Consider the following 22,208-nt stretch of genomic DNA (forward strand, 5'->3'; position numbering starts at 1 on the left):
AACTGTTGAGCCTGAGCCGAGTGCTTACAGCCCCAGCAGTTCTTTTACTTTTGCAACGGTGGCTTCAGATGTGATGCCGAAGTGTTTGTACAACTCACCTGCCGGGGCCGATGCACCAAAGCTCGACATGCCAATAAACCCAGCTTTGGCTTCGCGGCCACGTTCACCCAGCAACCAGCGGTCCCATCCGCCAGCGCGTACGGCGGCCTCGATGCCAACGCGGACGGCACCGGCAGGTAGGACGCGTTTGCGATAGGATTCATCCTGTTCGGCAAACAACTCCATGCAGGGCATTGATACGACGCGGGTGCCGATGCCCTCGGCCTCCAGCATCGCTTTGGCTTCCATGGCCAGCGAGACCTCGGATCCGGTAGCGATCAGGATTGCCTGACGTTTGGCTTCTGCGTCAGCGAGCACATATGCGCCTTGTGAGGTCAGGTTTTTACCTTTGTGCTCGGTCCGCACTGTTGGCACGCCCTGACGGGTCAGCGACAGGACTGAGGGGCTGTCTTTGAAGGTAAGTGCCAGTTCCCAAGCTTCGGCAGTCTCAACAGTGTCAGCGGGGCGGAAGACATAGGTGTTTGGCGTTGCGCGCGAAATCGCCAGATGTTCCACCGGCTGGTGGGTCGGGCCGTCTTCGCCCAGACCAATCGAGTCATGTGTCATCACAAAGACCGTAGGCACCTTCATCAAGGCAGCCAGACGCATGGAAGGGCGGGCATAGTCAGTGAAAGCCATGAAGGTGCCGCCATAGGGGCGGATGCCCCCGTGCAGAGCCATACCGTTCATCGCAGCGGCCATGCCGTGTTCACGGATACCATAGTGGATGTAGCGGCCTTTGCGGTTTTCCGGCAGGAAAACGCCCATATCCGCCGATTTGGTATTGTTTGAACCAGTCAGGTCAGCCGAACCACCAATGGTTTCTGGCATGATCGGGTTCACCACGTTCAGAACCTTTTCGGACGACGCTCGGGTGGCCAGCTTTGGCTGCTCTTCCGACATCTGTTTCTTGAATGACCGGATGGCACCAGCCAGTTTCTTCGGCGCTTCACACGCATAGGCACGGTTGAATTCCGCCTGCTTACGCTCGGAGATTTGCGCGAAACGCCCTTCCCATGCAGCGCGCTCGGCAGCACCACGTGTACCGATAGCTTCCCATGCGGCTTTGACCTCTGTGGGGATGACAAACGCATCATGCGGCCAGCCATAGCCGTCTTTGGCCGCCTTCAACTGATCCTGATCGGTCAGTGCGCCGTGGCCTTTCGAAGTATCCTGCGCCGCGTGGCCAAGTGCGATGTGGCTCTCGCAGGCGATCATTGTCGGCTTGTTCGACTTTTTCGCCCGCACGATGGCGTCGTCGATGGCCTTGGGGTCATGACCGTCAATCTCAAGCACATGCCAGCCCGAGGCCGCAAAACGGCGCACCTGATCGGTGCGGTCGGCGATATCAACGGTGCCGTCGATGGTGATGTTGTTGTTGTCCCAGAAGACGATCAGCTTGCTCAGTTCGTGTCGGCCAGCCAGGGTGATCGCCTCTTGGCTAACGCCTTCCATCAGGCAGCCGTCGCCCGCAATCACATAAGTGTAGTGATCAACGATCTTCTTGCCGTAATGCGCGCGCTGGATTTCCTCAGCCATGGCAAAGCCCACAGCGTTCGAGATGCCCTGACCCAGAGGGCCAGTGGTGGTTTCGACACCGTCTATCAGGAAGTTCTCGGGGTGGCCGGCTGTTTTGGCACCCAACTGGCGGAAGTTTTTGATTTCTTCCAGCGTAACGTCGCCATGACCAGTCAGGTAAAGCAGCGAATAGACCAGCATCGAACCGTGACCCGCCGACAGGATGAACCGGTCACGATCCGGCCAATTCGGGGCAGAGGCGTCAAATTTCAGGTGCTTTTCGAACAATACAGTCGCAACATCGGCCATGCCCATTGGCATACCGGAATGGCCGGAATTGGCGGCGGCGACGGCGTCGAGGGTCAGGGTGCGGATGGCCGCAGCCTTGTCCCAGTGTTCGGGGTTGGCATTGCGCAGCGCAGTCAGGTCCACGGGCGTTATTCCTTTGGGTTACGGGCAGATTTAGCGCTGAATACCATCCGTCTGACAAAGTGCAAGCAGAACCGGGTTCTGCGCCGATCTGGCGCTTCAAGAGCGGTGTGCAAGTGATTGAAACCAAACAGTGGGTATTTTCTGTTACATTCCGTTAGACTAGGGCAGAGAGCCGCCGCTTTTGATTCGGACAGGCGTATAGCAGAACTAACCTTGATAAAGAGGTGACAGGGGCATGAGTCAGATCGAAGAATTACAACGCCGTATCATTACTGCGATGGAGCGGATCGGCACCGGAGTCGAGGCACTGCAGGACGCTGAGCCCGCGGTCGATAATGGTGTTGCATTACGATCAGAACTTGAAGAAGAGCGCTTGGCCAACGCGCAGTTGGAAGAGCGGCTGAAATCGCTCATAGAAAGGCACGCTCTTGAGGTTGATGCACTCCGGGAGCAGGCGGGATCAGGAGAAGAAGTTGCTGCACTGCGTGATCAATTGGCCGAGGCGACCGCAAAGCTTGCAACGGTCGAGGCCGCGCGCGCAGAGTTAGCCGAGGCCAAGGCCGCACTAGATAACAGCGACGAAGTAAATTCGCTGAAAGCCGAAATCGAAACCCTACGATCCATGGAAAATGCCACAGAAGAAGCCGAGTCGTTGCGGGCGGAGGTCGAGCAATTGACCCCCATCGCAGATCGCGCCGAAGAGATGGAGGCAGAGCTGTCCCGTCTGCGCGCTGAATTGGTCGATAGCGAGCGGCTGACCGAACTGAACGCCGAGCTTGAAATGCTGCGTGCCGAGCGTGCCAGCCATGGCGCGGCGATGTCGCGACTGGATGACGATTTGCAACGGTTGCGCAAGGCAAACGAACAGTTGCGTGGAACAGTGGATGAATTGCGCGCCGCTGCAGAAGAGGGTGTGACCGATGCAGACATGCTGAATCGCGCAACTGCTGCAGAGTTGGAGGCAACGCGTGCCGCAAGAGCCTCGGACGCGGCCGAAGCACATGCGGTTCTGGCCCGGCTCGAACCGCTGTTGACCCACGCCAATCTGGCTGAAGGAGAGGTTGAATAATGCCCGAGGTGACCATTCATATCGGTGGACGAGGATTTGATGTCTCGTGCCAGGACGGTGAAGAGCCCTTTCTGCAGGCCGCGGCCAAGCTTTTGGATGATGAAGCACAGGTATTGTCGGACCAGATCGGACGCATGCCTGAATCGCGCATGTTGCTGATGGCCGGACTAATGTTGGCCGACAAAGCTGCAGCGCACGAAGATCGCCTGAAGCTGGCCGAGGCAAAGCTTGTGGAAGCCGAAGCCGAGTTAAATCGCCTGCGTAGTCAACCTCTGCCCGAGCCCGAGCGAATTGAAGTTGCAGTGGTGCCGCCTTCGGTAACAGACACATTGGCGGAGATGGCCGCGCGTGCAGAAGCGCTGGCTGCGGTGATCGAGGAAAGGAACGCCTGATGGGCTTTGTTCGAACGGCAGCAGGGGCCGCGGTATTGTCTTTGTACGCTACGGCAGGTTTGGCCGAGATCGACATACTGTCTGTGACATTTAACTGCGAGAACAACACGCAGGTGCCAGTGTCCTATTTCAACGCCGCAGATGGATCGGGTGCTGCCGCGATGCTGATTGAGGACCAGTTAATTGCGCTGAAACAGGTTCAAAGTGGATCAGGTATTCGCTACGAATCTGTAGACGGGGCAGGGACATACACCCTTCGATCCAAAGGCTGGGAAGCTACGATCAGCCATCAGGCCCAAGGCAGCACAGCCCCCGAACGTGTTTTGTTCAAGGACTGCTCTAGCCGGTGAATTAGGCGTTTGCTTCACGGATTTTGTCGGCTGCATCTTTGTCGTATCCGACATTGTTTTCTTCAAACAAAGTATCCAGCTCTCCCGAAAGGGTCATCTCGGTGATGATGTCGCAGCCGCCGACAAACTCGCCTTTGACGAAAAGCTGGGGCACAGTTGGCCAGTCTGAATAATCCTTGATGCCCTGACGGACAGAGTCGTCCGCCAAAACATTCACGTCGGTATATTCGACACCCATGTAGTTCAATACACCAGCGACGCGCGACGAGAACCCGCACTGCGGCATCTCTTTGGTACCTTTCATATACAGCACCACGTCATTGGCTTTGACGGTTTCGTCGATCTGGGTTTTCACGTCGGTCATTTGGTGTTTCCTTTGCTCTTCGGCATTATTGCTTTGGCGTAGTCTTGAGGATTCTTCGGAATATGGGTCTGCGCCGAGCTAATTGCACCGTCATGTGAATTGTAGGAGGAATGCAGGAGGTGTTCTCCTTGTCCAGGTGGCGATCCTCGTCTTGTATTACGTCCCGCCTTTGAATGGTTCCAAGCTATGAGCGCGATCAACACAACAAAGACGGTGAATGTAATTGAGATTACAATCGCGTGCTCCATATTACTCCGGTACTTTCGTGGTCAGCGCCAGCGCGTGCAACTCTCCATCCGGGCCATCCATCTTGCCTTTCAACGCGGCATAAACAGCACGTTGTTGCTGAACGCGGTTCTTACCGCGAAAGCTTTCATCCACGACCATGGCAGACATGTGCACGCCATCGCTGCCACCAACTTGGATTTCCGCATCTGGAAAGCTCTCGCGTAGCAGAGTTTCAATTTCGTGGGCGCTCATCGGCATGTAGGTTTACTCCTGAAGGTCTTTCCCAAGATGTAGAGCGATGAGACGGGGCGTGCAAGATGGGGCCGGTTCCGTTCAACAACAATTCCTGCGCGCCGACACGCGCAAGAAATCTGTTTGATCGCACCAGAACAAAGATTGATTAGGCAACGGCTTCGGCAAAGCTGCTGCGGAACGTATCCGCCAACTCGGTAAGCGAGACTTCGGAGCTGCCGATTTTAACACTATCCCCAGTGAAACGTCCGACTGATACTAGGGGAACACCGGCCTGACCAGCTGCGATCATCAATGCTTCGGCCTGATCAAAGTTACAGGCGACCAGATAGCGCGCCTGATCTTCTCCGAACAGGAATTCGGTCGAGGCATCGTCGAGGCAAACGCCGACACCAGCAGCCTCGGCTAGTTCAAAAGCGGCTAGCGCAAGGCCACCGTCACCCAGATCGGTGCAGGCTTTGATCATTTCACGGTTGGCGCGAATGAACTCTCCGTTGCGCTGTTCAGCGTCCAGATCGACATGTGGGGCGTCCCCGTCTTCGCGGTTGAAGACTTCGGCCAGAAGGGCCGACTGGCCCAGATGGCCTTGGGTTTCGCCGATAACCAGAGCGACATGGCCTTCACGAACCTCGTTACCGATGATTTCATCGGCAGTTTGCAGCAGGCCTACGGCCCCAATCGTCGGAGTTGGCAGGATCGCCTGCCCATCAGTCTCGTTATATAGCGACACGTTGCCGGAAACGATGGGCATGTCCAAGGCTCCGACTGCGGCTCCGATACCTTGGATTGCCCCTACAAACTGGCCCATGATTTCAGGCTTTTCGGGATTGCCGAAATTCAGATTGTCAGTGGTGGCCAGCGGCTTGGCGCCCACGGCAGTCAGGTTGCGGTAGGCTTCGGCTACGGCCTGTTTGCCGCCCTCAACAGGGTTTGCGCGGACATAGCGCGGGGTCACGTCGCTGGTGAACGCCAGCACCTTGTCAGTACCGTGCACACGCACCATCCCAGCACCCAGACCAGGCGTGCGGGAGCTGTCGGCCATGACCATAGTGTCATACTGTTCGTACACCCATTGCTTGCCTGCGTAGTTCGGCGAAGAGAGCAGGGCGCGAAGGCCATCAACAGGGTCGATCTGGGGCACATCTGTCAGCTCTTCCGCGTTGGGCGTTGGTTCCCATGGTCGGTCGTACTCTGGTGCCGTTGAAGACAGTTTGGAAAGGACGAGGTCCGCTTTGACTTCGCCGTTGTGCATGATCAGGAACCGGTCTTCGGCGATCGTTTCACCGACAATGGCGAAATCCAGATCCCATTTCTCGAAAACCGCACGGGCTTCGGCTTCAAGCTCTGGTTTGAGGACCATCAGCATCCGCTCCTGAGATTCAGACAACATCATTTCGTACGCGGTCATGTTCTCTTCGCGCTGAGGGACATTCTCCAGATCAAGGCGAACGCCTAGGCCACCCTTGTCTCCCATCTCAACGGCCGAACAGGTCAGCCCTGCCGCACCCATATCCTGAATCGAGATCACGGCGCCGGTCTGCATCAGTTCCAGCGTGGCTTCCATCAAGCGTTTCTCGGTGAAGGGGTCGCCGACCTGAACAGTCGGGCGTTTTTCTTCGATGGTGTCGTCGAATTCCGCCGAAGCCATAGTCGCACCGCCCACACCATCGCGTCCGGTTTTAGCGCCTAGATAAACAACAGGCATACCGACACCCGAGGCCGCCGAATAGAAAATCTTGTCACTGTCGGCCAAACCTGCGGCAAAGGCGTTCACAAGGCAGTTGCCGTTATAGGCTGGATGGAACCGAACTTCGCCACCAACGCAAGGCACACCGAAGCAGTTACCGTAGCCGCCGATGCCTTCAACCACACCATTCACAAGCTGACGGGTTTTGTGGTGGCCGGGCTCACCAAAGGACAGCGCATTCATTGAGGCGATGGGGCGCGCCCCCATGGTGAAGACATCCCGCAAAATACCACCAACGCCGGTCGCGGCACCCTGATAGGGCTCAATGTAGGAGGGGTGGTTGTGGCTTTCCATTTTGAACACCACGGCCTGACCGTCGCCAATATCAACCACGCCTGCGTTCTCACCCGGGCCGCAGATAACTTGTGGGCCTGAGGTGGGCAGTGTGCGTAGCCATTTCTTCGAGGACTTATAAGAACAATGCTCATTCCACATAGCCGAGAAAATGCCCAGTTCGGTGAATGTTGGCTCGCGCCCGATGATCTCGAGGATCATGTCGTATTCCTCGGGCTTGAGCCCGTGCGCAGCAATCAGATCCGGGGTGATGGCGGGCTCTTGCATCTTCTGTCCTGTGTCCATAGTGGCCGAGATTGCGGGCCTTTTAGGGCAAGGGCGCTTCCGTGGGAAGGGTCAAGTCACCGCAGGGCCATTTAGAAAAGAAAATGCGGAACCGACAATGCCGCCGATTCCGCACATCTGGAGGTTGGCTTATAGATTGGCGCTGTAAAATCCCAGCGCCAATCCTACCGATTTAGGCCGGGTTCTGACCTTTGTTGACGGCATCAGCTGCAGCTGCACCAGCGGCTGCTTTTTGTTCTTCAGTCATATTCTCGCTGCCAGGTATCGCAACGCGCACCTCGCGGCGGGCGAAGTCGATGCCATTGGCGTTGAACTCTGCTTTCACGCGATTGAAGATTTCCTTCCGCAGCGTGAACTGCTTGCCCGGCTTGGCCATGAACTTGCCTCGGATGATCATACCGACATCATCAAAGTCGAACACACCCTGAGATTTGAACGGCTGCAGGAACCCATCTTTATGAGTTTCGTCCTGCATCATCTCGGCACCGATCTTTTTGAAGATCTTTTTGACCTTATTGGGATCGGTATCGAAAGGCACAGTGAACTTGAGCTTCATGATGACCCAGTCGCGGCTGAAATTGGTCAGCTTTTGAATCTCGCCATATGGGATCGTGTGAACGGGCCCGCGATGGTGGCGCAATTGCATGGATCGGATCGAGATCTTTTCGACCGTTCCCATCGTACCGCCGACATCGACATATTCGCCGACACGGAAGGCGTCATCGATCAGGAAGAAAATACCACCTACGATATCGGCCACCAGTTTTTGCGCGCCAAATCCAATAGCCAGACCCAGAACACCAGCACCGGCTAGTAGTGGTGTAATGTTGATCCCAAGCGCACTCAACGCCAGCAGGCCGAAGATGACGCAGATTGTGACCTGTGCAGTGATCCGCAGCAAAGGCAGAACCGTTGCCAGACGCGAACCGCCAGCACCGCCACCTTCGCCGCCAGCTTCTTCATCCAGCTCTTCCGCAGCAGTTTGTTCTTTCGCCAGACGACGATTGATCCAGAGCGAGACAATCTCGTTCAAGATGTAGCCGACTGCGATGATCAGCAGGAACTGGATGACCGCGCCACCGACTTCTGCTCCGATGCCAGCTGATGCGACATGGCGAAGGTCAAGTTGCCAGGCACGCGAAATCATCAGGACTACGAACAGTCCCGCAATAACCCGCCCAATCCGGATATAACTGCGCTTGGCCGAGCGATAGGCGCGTTCCGCCAAAGGTCCTTCACCTGATAGCGGCGGCTGCAGATGGCGGACCAGTCCACGTATCAAAGTATCGAGCGCTGGTGCGATCAGCAGCCAGAACATAGTGGTGAAATGCGCCCCGGTTCCAATCACGCGCAAAATTGCCGGATTACGCTGTGCTACGAGGAATTCAACGAGCAACCAGATCACCACCGACACGCCAATGGCGAAGTAGGGGTAATAATGCGCGACCTCCTCATCAAACTTGGTGCGATCCGGGTCTGTGCCCAGCATCATCTGCGACAGTCCTTCGCGTGCAGTCCAGGCGATTACACCGATATATATGTGGATTGCCGCATTCAGCCAAAAGCCGATGCGCGTCTCGTTTGGAGTAATTCCGTTGAGCGCATTGAAGCGGACAACAAACAGCGTGAATCCGATCAGGATCAGAAGGCCAATCAGATTTCTGTGCAGGTATTTAGCCCAGTGGTCATCAATATTCACCAATCGGTATTGAGGTTTTTGCGGTGCGAGTACAAATCTTGAAACAGCCGCTCCAAGGCGCGGGACCCAAATCAAGAAGAATACGAATGGTGCGGCAAACGTGATTTGTTCGGGGGTCAGTAATGCGCGACCAAGCGCGCGGATAACCACGTAGAATACGATGAGGCCGGCAATTTCGCGGCAAAACCGGCGGAATAGGTATTGCACGGCTCCCCAAAGGTCAGCTTCATCTCCGACTTCGGGTGCCTTTGACCAGCGACGGGTTAGTATGCTGAACAGCTTTTCTGCTACATATCCGACCAGTAGGACCGATAGCACTAGCCCGATCAGGGTAAGGACCCCAGTTTCGTTGAATTTATCCGCAAAATTGCTGAACGATTTTATTTGCGCACTGACGATATTGGGAACTGTCGTTAATACTTGCGTCCAGGAGGTAACCATTTCCGCCCAGATCTCGTTCAGTTCAGTCAGCGGATCTTCGTGACCTTCCTTCTCTGCGGCATGTTTTTCGGCAACTGCATCAAGGCGTTCAAGCAAGATCGCCCGTACTTGGTCATCAGACATACGCGCAACCAGATCATCGACTTGCTCAGGCGTTAGATCCTGGGGGATCGTAACCGTAGAAGTTGTGCTTGTGTCTTGTGCGTGCAGCGGCACCGCCAGAAACAAGACTGAAATCATCGCCAACAATAGGCGCAATGAATGGAACATGAATTAGCCCTCGAACACGATTTTAAGTGTTTTTTCGGGATCATAGGCTCGTGTATTCAATTTTCCCAGTGCTTTCCTGAGAATTGCCGAACGTAAGGCCAAAAAAAAGGCCGAGCACTAAGCTCGGCCGTAGTCCAACAGGGAGGTATGAAGATGATGAGCGTTACAGCATCATCGCCTTCAATTGCTCATTTAGGGATCAGTTTGTTAACGATCAAGGTTTAATAGGAGATAAGATCGTCATGCCCGCTATGTCCTGAGTGCATGGCTAGAGTTTCCCCATCTGCCTCAGATGTTTGCGGTGGGCTATGATTTCGTCTTGCACGAAATCCCGAAAGGCAGCGATCCGCTTGGAATGGCGAAGCTCTTCGGGATAGGCGAGGTAAACCGGTACATCAGCAGTTTCAATGTCCGAAAGGATCGGAACCAGATCGGGAAAGTCCTCGGTCACGTAGTCGGGCAGGACACCAATTCCAAGATCGTGGAGTACACCTTGCAGAACGCCAAAATAGTTGTTCACGGTTAATAACGATCCAGGATTATAGGTCATTAGGTGCTTTACCATCGATGCGCCGGCCCCGACCTGAGGAGCAGATGGTGTCTGGCAGATCAATCTGTGCTTGGCAATTTCTTCCAGTGACTCAGGTTTGCCGCCGTGGCTGTCCAGATAGGCTTTGGTGGCATAGAGCATCATTTGCACTGTCATCAGGCGCTTGCGCACCAAATCCGCCTGACTGGGCTCTTTCATGCGGATGGCGACGTCTGCTTCGCGCATCGGCAGGTCAAGAACGCGTTCTTCCAACATCAGATCAATATTGAGATCGGGATATCTTTCGTAAAGCTTTGGCAGTCGAGGTGCGAGCCAGAGCGTGCCGAAACCAAACGTGGTGGTAACACGCAAAACACCGAACACCTCGTCCTCGCTGTCCCGAATTCTTGCAGCCGCAGTGTCCAGACGTTTGGACATTGCCGAAGTCGCGTCGAACAGCAATTCGCCTTGTTCAGTTAGAATCAGGCCACGGGCATGGCGGTGGAATAAGGTCGCATCCAGTGATTCTTCGAGAGCGCGAATTTGACGGCTCACAGCAGATTGAGACAAATTGAGCTTGTCCCCTGCATGTGTGAGGCTGCCTGCATCCGCAACCGCGTGAAATATTCTGAGCTTGTCCCAATCCATCGCCGCAACTTTCGTTATCTTTCGGCAGCCCTATATGAAACACGTAACAAATTCCACATTCAAACCGGGAAATCGTTACGGCAAAGGAGAAAATTACTATACAGGTCAGCAATTATGACCTAAAATACCTAAAGATACAGCACACTAATCCGACGAGGGGAGACGTCAGATGAGTCAGCCGAAGATCACGTTAAATGATCGGTTTGATCTATCCAAAAGCCCGGTTCTTTTGAACGGAACGCAGGCGTTGGTGCGTCTGATGTTAATGCAGAAAGAACGTGACCGCGCGACGGGGTTTAATACTGCGGGTCTGGTTACTGGATATCGAGGATCACCCCTCGGGGCTGTCGATTTGCAGATGTCGCGCGCTGAAAAGCAATTGGCCGAAAGCGATGTGACGTTTCAATACGGTCTGAATGAAGATCTTGCCGCCACCGCATTGTGGGGCAGTCAGCAAGCCGGGTTACGTGGCGACGGCAAGTTCGATGGTGTATTTGGCCTTTGGTATGGCAAAGGCCCTGGGGTCGACCGGTCCGGAGATGTGATGCGTCATGCAAACATGGCCGGTACCGCGCAACAAGGCGGCGTCTTGATGGCCATGGGCGACGACCATACTGGCGAAAGCTCGACCGTTCTGCATCAGTCTGAATGGTCTTTGGTCGATATGTATATGCCAGTCGTCAGTCCGGCCGGAGTTCAGGAAATCCTGGATTACGGCGTCTACGGATTTGCGCTGAGCCGATTTGCCGGGGTTTGGGTCGGGTTGAAAACGATGAAGGACACGATCGAGGTCACTTCGGTCGTTGATGGCAGCCCCGATCGGATGCAGATAACGATACCACAGTTTGATATGCCCGAAGGAGGGCTGAACATCCGGCTGGGAGACACGCCGCATCTACAGGAAGCGCGGGTCATTGACTATAAACGTTTTGCGGCTGAGACGTTCTCGCATGCGAACAAACTGGACAAACGGGTCTGGGGAAAACCCGGTGCCAAGATCGGGTTTGTTGCCGCGGGCAAGAACTGGCTTGATCTGATGCACTCAATGTCACTGCTGAACATAGATGCGGACGAGGCAGAGCGACTTGGTATTACAACTTACAAGATCGGACAGACGTTCCCTCTGGATATGAGGGGTTTCCACGATTGGGCGGAAGGTCTCGACCTGATTGTGATCGTCGAGGAAAAGCGCAAGCTGATTGAGGTTCAGGTCAAGGAGGCGATCTTCGACGATCGGCGTGGTCGTCGCGTTTACGGCTGGTACAAAGGCGGGGCAGGGACGTTGCACCGCGAAGAGCTGTTCCCGACCAGAGGGGCGCTTGATCCAATCATGATCGCTGAAAAACTTGGGCAGATACTGGTTGAGGAAGGCCATGATACCGATGGCGTTCGCGCAGGTCTTGCAAAACTGGACGAGGCGCGCCGCGCTGATAATGCTCAGGAAATCGCAGCAAGATTGCCCTATTTTTGTTCAGGATGCCCGCATAATAGCTCGACCAAGTTGCCGGAAGGCAGCCGTGCCTATGCCGGGATTGGCTGTCATTACATGGTGCAATGGATGGATCGCGAGACCACCGGATTCACCCAGATGGGCGGTGAAGGGGCGAACTGGATTGGCGAGGCTCCGTTCTCGACCACCAAGCACGTTTTTCAGAATCTTGGCGACGGAACCTATAATCACTCGGGCGTTCAAGCGATCCGGGCCGCGTTGGCGGCTGGCACCAATATAACCTTCAAAATTCTATACAACGATGCCGTTGCCATGACTGGTGGGCAAGAGAACGAAGGTGGTCTGAGTGCTGAGCGTATCGTTGCTGAGGTCAGCGCGATGGGTGTCAGCAACGTTGCCGTCGTCTATGACGAAAAAGAAGATGTGAACTTCGGGGCGCTACCCACGGGCGTCGAGACCTTTGAGCGTGCCAAACTGATGAAGGTTCAGGAAAAGTTCCGCGAAATCGAGGGCGTATCAGTCATTGTTTATGTCCAGACCTGCGCTGCCGAAAAGCGCAGGCGGCGCAAGCGGGGCACGTTCCCGGACCCGGACAAGCGCGTGTTCATCAATACCGATATCTGTGAAGGTTGCGGAGACTGCGGTGTCCAGTCGAACTGTGTCTCAATTGTCCCGAAAGAAACCGAGCTCGGGCGCAAACGTGCTATTGATCAATCCAGCTGCAACAAGGACTTCTCATGCTTGAATGGGTTCTGCCCTTCCTTCGTGACGGTAGAAGGCGCGAAAATCCGCAAAGAAGCCACCACTGAGCTTGATTTACCTGACCTGCCGGAACCTGAGCTGCCGCAGATCGATGGAACCCATAATGTCGTAATCACGGGTGTTGGCGGCACAGGCGTCGTCACGATAGGTGCGGTGCTGGCACAGGCTGCACAGATCGACGGTAAAGGGGCAGGCATGATGGAGATGGCAGGCCTCGCACAAAAGGGCGGTGCCGTTCATATCCATTGTCGGCTTGCAAACCGGCCGGAAGACATCAGCGCGATCCGTGTCGCCACTGGTGAAGCGCACGCGCTGATCGGCGGTGATCTGGTGGTCTCGGCAGGGGCCAAAACGCTGGGTCTAACGCAGACTGGTCGTACCGGGGCGGTCGTGAACAGCCATGAGATCATTACTGGTGATTTCACTCGAGATACCGAGTTTACCATTCCAAGCGATCAGCTGCAGCTTGCCCTGCAAGCACGGCTAAAGGATAGGGTAGCACTATTCGATGCAACCGATCTGGCCCGCGCGGTGATGGGGGATTCGATCTATTCCAACATGATGGTATTTGGCGCCACCTGGCAGCGTGGCCTGCTACCGATCAGCCATCAGGCGATCATGGAAGCGATTGAACTGAACGGTGCGGCGGTCGAACGCAACAAACGTGCCTTCGAAGTTGGCCGCTGGGCTGTGACCCATCCCGAAGAGGTCAACAAAATCCTAGGCCCGAACGTGGCCGAATTACCTAAATCGTTGGATCAGGTGATCGATTTCCGCGTGGCACATCTGATCGACTATCAGAGCAAGCGATTGGCCAAACGCTATCGTAATCTGGTCGAAAGCGTCGATGATCAGAAGGTCCGAGAAGCAATCGCCAAAGGCTACCATAAGCTCTTGTCCTATAAGGATGAATATGAGGTCGCACGGTTGCTACTCGACAGTCGCCAGAAGGCAGAGGCTGAGTTTGACGGCGACTTCAAAATGACCTTCCATCTTGCACCGCCAACTTTGGGCAAAAAGGGCGATAATGGACGTCCGGCCAAGAAAGCCTTTGGCGAGTGGTTTCTTGGCCCTCTGAAAGTGCTTGCAAAACTGAAAGTTCTGCGTGGCACTCCACTGGATTTGTTCGGCTACACGGCGGAGCGCAAAATGGAACGTGCTTTGATCCGTCAGTATGAAAAGGATTTGAAAGAGGTTCTGCCCAAGCTGACACCCGAGACTAGCAATGCAATTACGGCGCTTGCCGCTCTGCCTTTGGAGATTCGTGGATTTGGTCCGGTTCTGGTCGCGAATGAGGCCAAGGCCGCGAAACGGCGCGAAGAATTACTGGCTGTTATCCGCGATGGCGGGCCTCAAATGCAAGCTGCGGCAGAGTGAGGCTTTACAATCCTGTCATAAAATCTAGGCAAATTGGTTACCCCGTCATACTTAGTCGGTAGCAAACCGGAGTAGCCAATGCCGCCGCATCATCACGTCGCTCGTGACATATCCTACGCTCATTCCGCAGAAACGCGGGGTGGGCGTATGGTGATCAAGTTGATGGAAAACACAACGGGCCGCCTGCGTCTTATCCGTCGCGCAGATGGCTACGATCAGGAAGTCGCACAGGGACGTGATTTCTGGTCGGTGATGGTGGAACGCTATGGGCTGACATTGGATGTGGTCGGTGGCGCGTTATCGAAAATTCCTAAAGATGGCCCGCTGATTTTGATTGCGAACCATCCATACGGCATTCTGGACGGGCTGATGATGGGTCATATCCTGTCTCAGACGCGCGGAGATTTTCGTATTCTTGCCAACCATGTCTTCCGCAAAGCTGAAGATTTGGATCGGATCGTCCTGCCAATCTCTTTTGATGCTACCAAAGAGGCGATGCGGTTAAACCTTGAGACCCGCAAGACTGCTCTGAGCTATTTAAGCGACGGCGGGGCAATCGGGATATTTCCGGGTGGCACCGTCAGCACGGCTTCGAAGCCATTTGCGCATCCGATGGACCCGGGGTGGCGCGGATTTACCGCTCGGATGGTGGCCAAATCTGATGCGACTGTTGTGCCGGTTTTTTTTGATGGACACACCTCGCGATTGTTCCAGATTGCTAGCCATCTGCACAACACGTTGCGCATGGGTCTTCTAATCAAAGAGTTCAAGAAACGTGTTGATACTCCAGTGCGCGTGGTTGTTGGAGACCCCATCGGGCGCGACATTCTGGACCCATTGGGCAAGGATACACGCAAGATGATGGATTTCCTGCGCAAAGCGACGTATGAGCTGTCTCCAGAGCCATTAAAGTCTTATGACTACGGCTATGAATTTGAGGAACGGCATCGCGCCTGAAGGGGCAAATGGCAGTAGGTATCTTTGATTCCGGGTTGGGCGGTCTAACCGTCCTGAACGCCGCGCAGAAACATCTGCCGGACGTGGATTTCCTGTATTTTGCGGACAGCGCGCATGCGCCTTACGGCGTTCGCGATGCCGAAGACATCTACAACCTGACCCGCACTGCCGTTCATGATCTTTGGGATCGCGGCTGCAATCTGGTGATTCTGGCCTGCAACACAGCCAGTGCTGCCGCTTTGCGCCGGATGCAGGAGGCGGGTGTGCCCGATGGTAAGCGGGTACTGGGCGTGTTCGTTCCTTTGATCGAAGCGCTGACCGAGCGGCAATGGGGTGACAATTCACCTCCGCGCGAGGTCGAAGTGCAACATGTCGCGCTGTTTGCGACACCCGCGACTGTGTCTAGCAGGGCGTTTCAGAGAGAACTGGCGTTTCGGGCGATTGGCGTGGATGTAGAGGCGCAGGCCTGTGGCGGTGTGGTCGACGCCATTGAAGATGGCGATATGATCTTGGCCGAAGCCTTGGTGCGCAGCCATGTGGATGCGCTGAAACGCAAGATGCCGGAACCGCAAGCGGCTATTCTGGGCTGCACCCATTATCCGCTGATGGCGGAAACGTTTCAGAATGCATTAGGCCCTGATGTGAAGGTCTATAGCCAAGGAGACTTGGTGGCTGAAAGCCTTGCGGACTACTTGAAACGTCACCCAAACATGCTCGGCGAAGGTGCAGGTGGGTTCTTGACCACCGGCAAGCCCAGCACAGTGTCGGATCGCGCAACGCAATTCCTCCGACGACAAATCACCTTTGAAGCCGCCTGATTTTGGTCAAGGACGGCGCTTTTCTGATTTTGTAATTCGTTGACCGTCGCATCGGCGGTCACCCCATGTGACACATGAATGAAAGAGGTCTGACATGACCCATAAAATCGCAATTCTAGGTGCTTCCGGCTATACCGGTGCGGAACTGGTACGGCTGATCGCCGGGCACCCGAATATGGAGATCAAGGCTCTGGCCGCCGAGCGCAAGGCCGGGCAGACAATGGCGCAAGTGTTCCCGCATCTGCGGCATATGGATTTACCAGTGCTTTGCAAGATTTCCGAGATCGATTTTTCCCAGATCGACCTGTGCTTTTGTGCCCTGCCGCATAAGACCAGCCAGGAAGTCATCCGTGATCTACCCAACACATTGAAAATCGTTGACCTTTCGGCTGACTTCCGGCTTCGGGACGGAGACGAATATCAGAAATGGTACGGCAACCCGCACGCCGCGTTGGGACATCAGGAAGAAGCCGTTTATGGCCTAACTGAATTCTATCGTGATGATATCAGTTCTGCGCGGCTCGTCGCTGGCACAGGTTGTAACGCTGCGACCGGGCAATATGTGCTGCGGCCATTGATATCAGCGGGCGTGATTGATCTGGATGACATCATTCTAGACTTGAAATGCGCAGTTTCAGGCGCAGGTAGGGCACTGAAAGAAAACCTTCTGCACGCAGAGCTCAGCGAAGGAGCAAATGCCTATGCAGTAGGTGGGACACATCGGCATCTGGGTGAGTTCGATCAGGAGTTTTCTGAGCTTGCCGGTCGGACCGTTCATATTCAATTCACTCCACATCTGATCCCGGCCAATCGGGGCATTCTGGCGACCTCTTACGTGAAGGGCGATCCGCAGAGCGTCTATGAGACTTTGCAATCGGCCTATGAGGATGAGCCGTTCGTCCAGGTGCTGCCCTTCGGAGAAACACCTTCAACCCACCATGTACGGGGGTCGAACTTTTGCCATATCGGTGTCGTTGGTGATCGGATCGAACGCCGCGCAATCGTTGTGGCAGCTTTGGATAACTTGACAAAAGGTAGCAGCGGGCAAGCCTTGCAGAACGCCAACCTGATGTTAGGTGAGGATGAAACCCAAGGGCTGATGATGGCCCCTCTGTTCCCGTGAGGACGGTATGAAAACGCTCAAGAAACGTCGTCGAATACAGATCATTGTGCTAGCCGCGGTGGCCCTTGCCTTATCGACGGCGTTGATTGGAGTGGCCATGAAAGATGGCATCAACTTCTTCCGTTCACCCAGTCAAGTGATCGCCGAGCCGCCTAAGCCGTCCGAAGTGTTCCGCATCGGTGGGCTTGTCGAAGAGGGCTCGATCATACGTGGGCAGGGTGAAACTGTGTATTTCGTCGTCACCGATGGCGGTGAAAGCGTCAAAGTCGCTTTCACGGGCGTCCTGCCTGATCTGTTTTCAGAAAATCAAGGTATGGTTGGGACAGGTAGCTATGTGAACGGCGTCTTTGAAGCCACTGAAATCCTTGCGAAACATGATGAAACCTATATGCCGAAAGAGGTTGTGGACGCATTGAAAGAGCAAGGTGTTTACAAAGAAGCCGGCGACAGCTGATCAATTTCAAAATTTTCAGATCTTGGGGGCGTTGCGTTCAAGGAACACGCAGCGCCCTTTGTTCTATCGTCGGATTAACTTATTTGCCGGACCATTTGCCTGACCACAGCAAAGGGGGCGGGCATGAGCACGGTTCGACAGATCGCAGATGAAATCGTGGCGCGGGAAGGTGGCTTTGTCGATGATCCCGACGATCCCGGTGGGGCGACAAAATTTGGTGTGACGATCCACGCCATGCAGCGTTTGGGTCTTGATCTGGATCGCGACGGTGCTGTGACACATCGGGATGTGAAAGCTCTGACCAGGGCACAGGCCGTAGACATCTTTGTCGACCACTATTTTGAAAGGCCTCGCCTTGAGTTGCTACCCCTGGCTGTACAGGCCTCGGTGTTTGACATGTACGTCAATGCGGGTTCGCAGGCAGTTAGAATATTGCAAAACCTGCTGTGCCAAATGGGGTTTGAGGTCGCGGTTGATGGCGTGATTGGCCCCCAAACTGCGCGCGCAACAGATGCTGCTGCCAAACCAAAACCACAGGCCCTAACAGATGCCTATGGCGTCGCACGGCGTAACTATTATTTTCGGTTAGCAGATCGGAGGGTTTCACTGCGTAAATATGCCCGAACCCGGGCCGGGGGCAAAGGTGGTTGGATCAAGCGCGCTGAAGAGTTTTTGTCTCCTCAGTATCACCTGACGGATGCAGATTTTCAGAGGAGGATTTCAGGATGGGTTTGATCTCTGGCCTTTTAGCCCTGTTGTTCGGTGGAGGCCGCAATGTGGTTCGTGAAACTACCGAGATATTTCGAGAAAATGCTGAAAGCGAGGCGCAGCGGACCACAGCGCTCCGCAGTGCGGCGATGGTGCAGTTCGGGGCCGAGTTCCAAGTGCCCAGAAAAGGGGGGTTTGATCGATTCATGGACGGGCTAAATCGACTGCCGCGCCCGGCTCTGGCGTTGGGCACCTTGTGCCTGTTCCTTGCCGCTATGATCGACCCGCACTGGTTTGCGGCGCGCATGCAGGGCATTGCACTGGTGCCGGAACCGCTGTGGTGGCTGTTGGGTGTGGTCGTGTCATTCTACTTTGGCGCGAGGCATCAGATCAAAGCGCAGGATTTTCAGCGCGAGATCAATCAAACGGTGCTGCGAGCGCCAGAAGTATTGGCCAACATAGCGAAAATCCGTGAACTTCGCGAGGACAGTCCCGGCATCGCGGATACCCGGTCGGACGCGGCCCTGACCGAAGCAGTAATACAGGCCGATTTCAACCCTGCACTAGAAGATTGGCGACGGCTGCGCGCAGCCTGAGGCGCGACACTATGTGCGGCGATACTTGACGAATGTTAATGGCACATGCCGACCTGCCGCAGTATAAGCGCGTCATGATTACAGAGCTCGGCCATTTCGCACTGATCCTAGCCTTCCTGGTCGCCATCGTTCAGACTGTGGTGCCTCAGATCGGGGCTGCCAAACGATGGAACGGATGGATGGTTTTCGCAGAACCTGCGGCCATCGCTCAGTTTTTGCTGACCGCGTTTTCTTTTGGAGCACTGGTTTGGGCTTTCGTGGCGTCCGACTTTTCGTTGCGGATTGTGGTTGAGAACAGCCATTCCGCCAAGCCGATGCTGTACAAGATCAGTGGGACTTGGGGAAACCACGAGGGCTCGATGCTGCTATGGGTCCTTATCGTCACAATTTTCGGGGCAATGGCTGCGATCTTTGGCGGCGGATTGCCCCCGACGCTCAAAGCACGGGTTCTGTCGGTGCAGTCGGCCATCGCTGTTGCGTTTTTTGCGTTCATTCTGTTCACATCTAACCCGTTTGATCGCTTGCCAGTTCCACCTTTCGACGGTCGGGACCTGAACCCACTGTTGCAGGACCCGGGCCTAGCGTTTCACCCACCGTTTCTTTATCTGGGTTATGTCGGCCTGAGCATGGCCTTCAGCTTTGCTGTCGCGGCCCTGATCGAAGGCCGCGTGGACGCGGCATGGGGCCGTTGGGTGCGACCTTGGACGCTTGCAGCGTGGATTTTCCTGACCATTGGTATCGCACTGGGGTCTTGGTGGGCCTACTACGAACTGGGTTGGGGTGGTTTCTGGTTCTGGGATCCGGTCGAAAATGCCAGCTTTATGCCATGGCTGCTGGCCGCAGCGCTGCTGCATTCGGCCATCGTTGTCGAAAAGCGCGAGGCGCTAAAAAGCTGGACTATTTTGCTGGCGATCATCGCCTTCGGGTTCTCGCTGATCGGGACTTTTATCGTGCGCTCGGGGCTTTTAACCTCGGTCCATGCCTTCGCAAATGATCCCGAACGGGGGGTATTCATCCTGTTCATTCTGGTGATTTTCATCGGCGGCGCACTGACCCTGTTTGCGGCCCGTGCGCAGGCGATGGAAGCAAAGGGAGTGTTCGGGATGGTCAGCCGGGAAAGCGCGCTGATTCTGAACAATATCCTGCTGGCAGTCAGTTGTTTCGTCGTGTTCTTTGGTACGCTGTGGCCCATGGTGGCTGAGATGGCATTTGACCGGAAACTCTCGGTCGGAGCGCCATTCTTTAATGCGGCCTTCACACCATTCATGATTGCCCTAGGGATCGTGCTGCCTATTGGCGCTATGCTGCCCTGGAAGCGGGGCAGGTTAGGTCGCGCGGCGTGGTCTCTGCGCTATGCATTCATTCTTGCTGTAGCGTTGGCGATACTGGTCTGGGTGATGCAGACTGGGCGCAGCGCTTTAGGGCCTGTTGGTCTTTTCCTCGGCGCTTGGATTACGTTCGGCGCTCTTGTCGATCTTTGGAGCCGAACAGGCCGCAAAGGCAACCTTGCACGCCTGTTCCGCCTTCCGGGTGCTGATTGGGGTAAAGCCGTCGCCCATACTGGCTTGGGTGTCACAATGTTTGCCATCGCGGGGCTGACAGCGTGGGAAGTCGAAGATATTCGAGTCGCCCAACCCGGTCAGCCATACGAAGTTGGGCAGTTCACGTTGACATTGCAGGATGTGCGCCGGGTTCAGGGACCGAACTATTTCTCGACCATGGCGGATGTGATGGTGGAACAGGATGGGCGTTTTGTCACGACGCTTAACCCCGAAAAGCGCGACTACCCCGTGGCCCGCATGCCGACGACAGAAGCCGCAATTGACTATCGGTTCCTGCGTGATCTTTATGTTGTGATCGGTGATCAACAGGCGGATGGCGGCTGGGTGATGCGAACCTACATCAAACCTCTCGCCAACTGGATTTGGGGCGGATGTATCTTAATGGCTCTTGGTGGTGCACTCAGCCTGTCGGACCGCCGTTTCCGGGTCGCAGCTGGCGCGCGTAAGACGCCTGCAGGTGGGGTGCCGGCCGAATGAAACGTTTACTTTTGATACTGCTGCTGATCGCATCACCGGTTTTGGCTGTTCAGCCAGACGAGGTTCTGGATGACCCGGCGCTTGAAGCGCGGGCTAGGGATATCAGCACGGGCTTGCGCTGTCTGGTCTGTCGGAACGAAAGCATTGATGAAAGTAATGCCGAGCTTGCGCGTGATTTGCGCATTCTGCTGCGGGAACGTCTTGTTGCGGGCGATACGGACCAAGAGGCAGTCGAATTTATCGTTGATCGCTATGGCGAATACGTTCTTCTGAAACCAACCACGACCGGAGCCAATCTGATGCTTTGGTTGGCAGGCCCGATCATGTTGTTGATCGCGGCGGGCATGGGCTGGAGCTTTTTGCGGAAGCGTTCGCGGCATCAACAAGCGGCTCTTTCTGATGCGCTGACCGATGAAGAACAGGAACGCTTGCGCCAAATCTTGGAAGACTGACGCGCGGTTCTACTTTTCCTTTTTCCACATTTGCGTCAGGGTTTTGCGAAACACTGCGCAGGTGAGGTTGTACATGGAATACGAAGCGGTCCTTCTGGATGTTACCGATGATTTGGCGGTTTTGACATTGAACCGACCAGACAAGATGAATGCACTGACGACGCAGATGCGGGCCGAGATCACCTATGCGATGAAAGAAGCGGCTCGCCATGCCAGGGCAATTGTTTTGACAGGAGCTGGGCCTGCGTTCTGTTCTGGCCAGGATCTAGGGGACGCGTCGAGCACAGGAAAGATCGATCTCGAACGAGCATTACGGGATGAATATGAGCCTATGCTTGAGGCGGTTTACGACTGCCCGGTGCCAACGATCGCGGCCGTTAACGGGGCGGCAGCAGGGGCAGGGGCGAATCTTGCACTCTGTGCCGATGTCGTAATCGCAACCGAGAGCGCCTATTTCCTGCAGGCCTTTGCTCGGATCGGATTGCTGCCCGATGCTGGCGGAACTTGGTTCATGCCGCGTCAGATGGGATTTGCCAAAGCGATGGGGGCTGCTTTGTTTGCAGACAAGATCAGCGCGCGTCAGGCGGACGACTGGGGGTTGATTTGGGAAGCAGTCTCTGACGATCAGTTCGACGCGCATTGGCGCGAACGGGCCGCCTATCTGGCTAATGGCCCAACTGCCGGGTTCCGGGCAATCAAACAGGCGATCCGGGGGACCTACGATAGAACATTGCCGAAACAGCTTGCCGCCGAGGCGCACCTGCAAGGCGAATGCGGTAGAACCCGTGACTTTGCCGAAGGTGTGGTGGCATTTCTGGAAAAGCGCCCCCCGAAATTCGAGGGGCGCTGAGAGAT

At 55.4% G+C, this 22,208-nt stretch carries 19 protein-coding genes; 13 read left to right on the forward strand and 6 right to left on the reverse strand.

The genetic code is table 11. The features are described 5' to 3' along the window. Positions 1-24: 24 nt before the first annotated feature. The gene (tkt, locus tag ACR0MQ_RS01845; RefSeq protein WP_170770711.1) at positions 25-2,049 is read right to left on the reverse strand and encodes a transketolase; all 2,025 of its coding nucleotides are present in this window, start codon (positions 2,047-2,049) and stop codon (positions 25-27) included. A gap of 235 nt (positions 2,050-2,284) precedes the next feature. Between tkt and ACR0MQ_RS01850 the strand changes: the two genes are divergently transcribed. Genes ACR0MQ_RS01850 through ACR0MQ_RS01860 form a run of 3 tightly spaced genes read left to right on the forward strand, consistent with a single transcriptional unit; the run spans position 2,285 to position 3,860 of the window. After that, positions 2,285-3,118 carry a coiled-coil domain-containing protein gene (locus tag ACR0MQ_RS01850; protein WP_170770713.1) on the forward strand — a complete coding sequence of 278 codons (834 nt, stop codon included), beginning with the start codon at positions 2,285-2,287 and terminating at the stop codon, positions 3,116-3,118. Continuing rightward, on the forward strand, positions 3,118-3,510 hold the full coding sequence (locus ACR0MQ_RS01855) for a cell division protein ZapA (RefSeq protein ID WP_170469928.1): 393 nt from the start codon (positions 3,118-3,120) through the stop codon (positions 3,508-3,510). The genes ACR0MQ_RS01850 and ACR0MQ_RS01855 overlap by 1 nt, the downstream gene beginning before the upstream one ends. After that, positions 3,510-3,860 (forward strand): MliC family protein, encoded by a 351-nt coding sequence (locus ACR0MQ_RS01860; RefSeq protein WP_010439860.1) that lies wholly within the window; start codon positions 3,510-3,512, stop codon positions 3,858-3,860. Before ACR0MQ_RS01855 ends, ACR0MQ_RS01860 begins: the two co-directional genes overlap by 1 nt. 1 nt (position 3,861) lies before the next feature. Here ACR0MQ_RS01860 and grxD read toward each other — a convergent pair whose 3' ends face one another. From grxD to ACR0MQ_RS01885, 5 genes are all read right to left on the reverse strand, one after another. Then, a complete protein-coding gene (gene grxD, locus ACR0MQ_RS01865) occupies positions 3,862-4,224 on the reverse strand; it encodes a Grx4 family monothiol glutaredoxin (RefSeq protein WP_170539459.1) in 363 nt (120 codons plus the stop codon). Positions 4,225-4,473: 249 nt separating this feature from the next. Further along, the gene (locus ACR0MQ_RS01870; protein ID WP_010439863.1) at positions 4,474-4,710 is read right to left on the reverse strand and encodes a BolA family protein; all 237 of its coding nucleotides are present in this window, start codon (positions 4,708-4,710) and stop codon (positions 4,474-4,476) included. A 142-nt stretch (positions 4,711-4,852) separates the two neighbouring features. Beyond that, complete coding sequence (purL, locus tag ACR0MQ_RS01875; RefSeq protein WP_480605504.1) at positions 4,853-7,012, reverse strand: phosphoribosylformylglycinamidine synthase subunit PurL; 2,160 nt, start codon at positions 7,010-7,012, stop codon at positions 4,853-4,855. 190 nt (positions 7,013-7,202) lie between these two features. Continuing rightward, entirely contained in the window at positions 7,203-9,440 is a 2,238-nt protein-coding gene (locus ACR0MQ_RS01880) for a mechanosensitive ion channel domain-containing protein (protein WP_480605506.1), read from the reverse strand. A gap of 268 nt (positions 9,441-9,708) precedes the next feature. Then, entirely contained in the window at positions 9,709-10,617 is a 909-nt protein-coding gene (locus tag ACR0MQ_RS01885; protein WP_170539465.1) for a LysR family transcriptional regulator, read from the reverse strand. Positions 10,618-10,786: 169 nt separating this feature from the next. Here ACR0MQ_RS01885 and ACR0MQ_RS01890 point away from each other — a divergent pair, with 169 nt between their 5' ends. The 10 genes from ACR0MQ_RS01890 (at position 10,787) to ACR0MQ_RS01935 (ending at position 22,203) form a co-directional block, all read left to right on the forward strand. Continuing rightward, entirely contained in the window at positions 10,787-14,206 is a 3,420-nt protein-coding gene (locus ACR0MQ_RS01890) for an indolepyruvate ferredoxin oxidoreductase family protein (RefSeq protein ID WP_480605509.1), read from the forward strand. Between the two features lie 78 nt (positions 14,207-14,284). Continuing rightward, the gene (locus tag ACR0MQ_RS01895) at positions 14,285-15,163 is read left to right on the forward strand and encodes a lysophospholipid acyltransferase family protein (protein ID WP_170776821.1); all 879 of its coding nucleotides are present in this window, start codon (positions 14,285-14,287) and stop codon (positions 15,161-15,163) included. An 8-nt stretch (positions 15,164-15,171) separates the two neighbouring features. After that, complete coding sequence (locus tag ACR0MQ_RS01900) at positions 15,172-15,981, forward strand: aspartate/glutamate racemase family protein (RefSeq protein WP_170770723.1); 810 nt, start codon at positions 15,172-15,174, stop codon at positions 15,979-15,981. Positions 15,982-16,075: 94 nt separating this feature from the next. Next, the gene (gene argC / locus ACR0MQ_RS01905) at positions 16,076-17,104 is read left to right on the forward strand and encodes an N-acetyl-gamma-glutamyl-phosphate reductase (protein WP_170770725.1); all 1,029 of its coding nucleotides are present in this window, start codon (positions 16,076-16,078) and stop codon (positions 17,102-17,104) included. Between the two features lie 7 nt (positions 17,105-17,111). Beyond that, the gene (gene ccmE, locus ACR0MQ_RS01910; RefSeq protein WP_010439882.1) at positions 17,112-17,558 is read left to right on the forward strand and encodes a cytochrome c maturation protein CcmE; all 447 of its coding nucleotides are present in this window, start codon (positions 17,112-17,114) and stop codon (positions 17,556-17,558) included. A 123-nt stretch (positions 17,559-17,681) separates the two neighbouring features. Further along, positions 17,682-18,293 (forward strand): holin-associated N-acetylmuramidase, encoded by a 612-nt coding sequence (locus ACR0MQ_RS01915; protein WP_170770727.1) that lies wholly within the window; start codon positions 17,682-17,684, stop codon positions 18,291-18,293. Further along, positions 18,284-18,862, forward strand: coding sequence for a holin family protein (locus ACR0MQ_RS01920; RefSeq protein ID WP_480605512.1), 579 nt, complete (start codon positions 18,284-18,286; stop codon positions 18,860-18,862). The genes ACR0MQ_RS01915 and ACR0MQ_RS01920 overlap by 10 nt, the downstream gene beginning before the upstream one ends. Before the next feature lie 74 nt (positions 18,863-18,936). Next, entirely contained in the window at positions 18,937-20,901 is a 1,965-nt protein-coding gene (locus tag ACR0MQ_RS01925) for a heme lyase CcmF/NrfE family subunit (protein ID WP_480606151.1), read from the forward strand. Beyond that, positions 20,898-21,353, forward strand: coding sequence for a cytochrome c-type biogenesis protein (locus tag ACR0MQ_RS01930; protein ID WP_170770732.1), 456 nt, complete (start codon positions 20,898-20,900; stop codon positions 21,351-21,353). The genes ACR0MQ_RS01925 and ACR0MQ_RS01930 overlap by 4 nt, the downstream gene beginning before the upstream one ends. A 73-nt stretch (positions 21,354-21,426) precedes the next feature. Then, positions 21,427-22,203, forward strand: a complete 777-nt coding sequence (locus ACR0MQ_RS01935) for an enoyl-CoA hydratase-related protein (protein ID WP_480605514.1) — start codon at positions 21,427-21,429, stop codon at positions 22,201-22,203. Positions 22,204-22,208 lie beyond the last annotated feature (5 nt).

It is taken from the genome of Ruegeria sp. AN6, assembly GCF_056540425.1.

Coding starts and splice junctions, on each gene's coding strand:
- ACR0MQ_RS01860 (WP_010439860.1), top strand. CDS start 3,510: ATGGGCTTTGTTCGAACGGCAGCAGGGGCCGCGGTATTGTCTTTGTAC.
- argC (WP_170770725.1), top strand. CDS start 16,076: ATGACCCATAAAATCGCAATTCTAGGTGCTTCCGGCTATACCGGTGCG.
- ACR0MQ_RS01885 (WP_170539465.1), bottom strand. CDS start 10,617: ATGGATTGGGACAAGCTCAGAATATTTCACGCGGTTGCGGATGCAGGC.
- ccmE (WP_010439882.1), top strand. CDS start 17,112: ATGAAAACGCTCAAGAAACGTCGTCGAATACAGATCATTGTGCTAGCC.
- ACR0MQ_RS01930 (WP_170770732.1), top strand. CDS start 20,898: ATGAAACGTTTACTTTTGATACTGCTGCTGATCGCATCACCGGTTTTG.
- grxD (WP_170539459.1), bottom strand. CDS start 4,224: ATGACCGACGTGAAAACCCAGATCGACGAAACCGTCAAAGCCAATGAC.
- ACR0MQ_RS01920 (WP_480605512.1), top strand. CDS start 18,284: ATGGGTTTGATCTCTGGCCTTTTAGCCCTGTTGTTCGGTGGAGGCCGC.
- purL (WP_480605504.1), bottom strand. CDS start 7,012: ATGCAAGAGCCCGCCATCACCCCGGATCTGATTGCTGCGCACGGGCTC.
- ACR0MQ_RS01880 (WP_480605506.1), bottom strand. CDS start 9,440: ATGTTCCATTCATTGCGCCTATTGTTGGCGATGATTTCAGTCTTGTTT.
- ACR0MQ_RS01870 (WP_010439863.1), bottom strand. CDS start 4,710: ATGCCGATGAGCGCCCACGAAATTGAAACTCTGCTACGCGAGAGCTTT.
- ACR0MQ_RS01850 (WP_170770713.1), top strand. CDS start 2,285: ATGAGTCAGATCGAAGAATTACAACGCCGTATCATTACTGCGATGGAG.
- ACR0MQ_RS01915 (WP_170770727.1), top strand. CDS start 17,682: ATGAGCACGGTTCGACAGATCGCAGATGAAATCGTGGCGCGGGAAGGT.
- ACR0MQ_RS01855 (WP_170469928.1), top strand. CDS start 3,118: ATGCCCGAGGTGACCATTCATATCGGTGGACGAGGATTTGATGTCTCG.
- ACR0MQ_RS01895 (WP_170776821.1), top strand. CDS start 14,285: ATGCCGCCGCATCATCACGTCGCTCGTGACATATCCTACGCTCATTCC.
- ACR0MQ_RS01900 (WP_170770723.1), top strand. CDS start 15,172: ATGGCAGTAGGTATCTTTGATTCCGGGTTGGGCGGTCTAACCGTCCTG.
- ACR0MQ_RS01925 (WP_480606151.1), top strand. CDS start 18,937: ATGATTACAGAGCTCGGCCATTTCGCACTGATCCTAGCCTTCCTGGTC.
- ACR0MQ_RS01890 (WP_480605509.1), top strand. CDS start 10,787: ATGAGTCAGCCGAAGATCACGTTAAATGATCGGTTTGATCTATCCAAA.
- ACR0MQ_RS01935 (WP_480605514.1), top strand. CDS start 21,427: ATGGAATACGAAGCGGTCCTTCTGGATGTTACCGATGATTTGGCGGTT.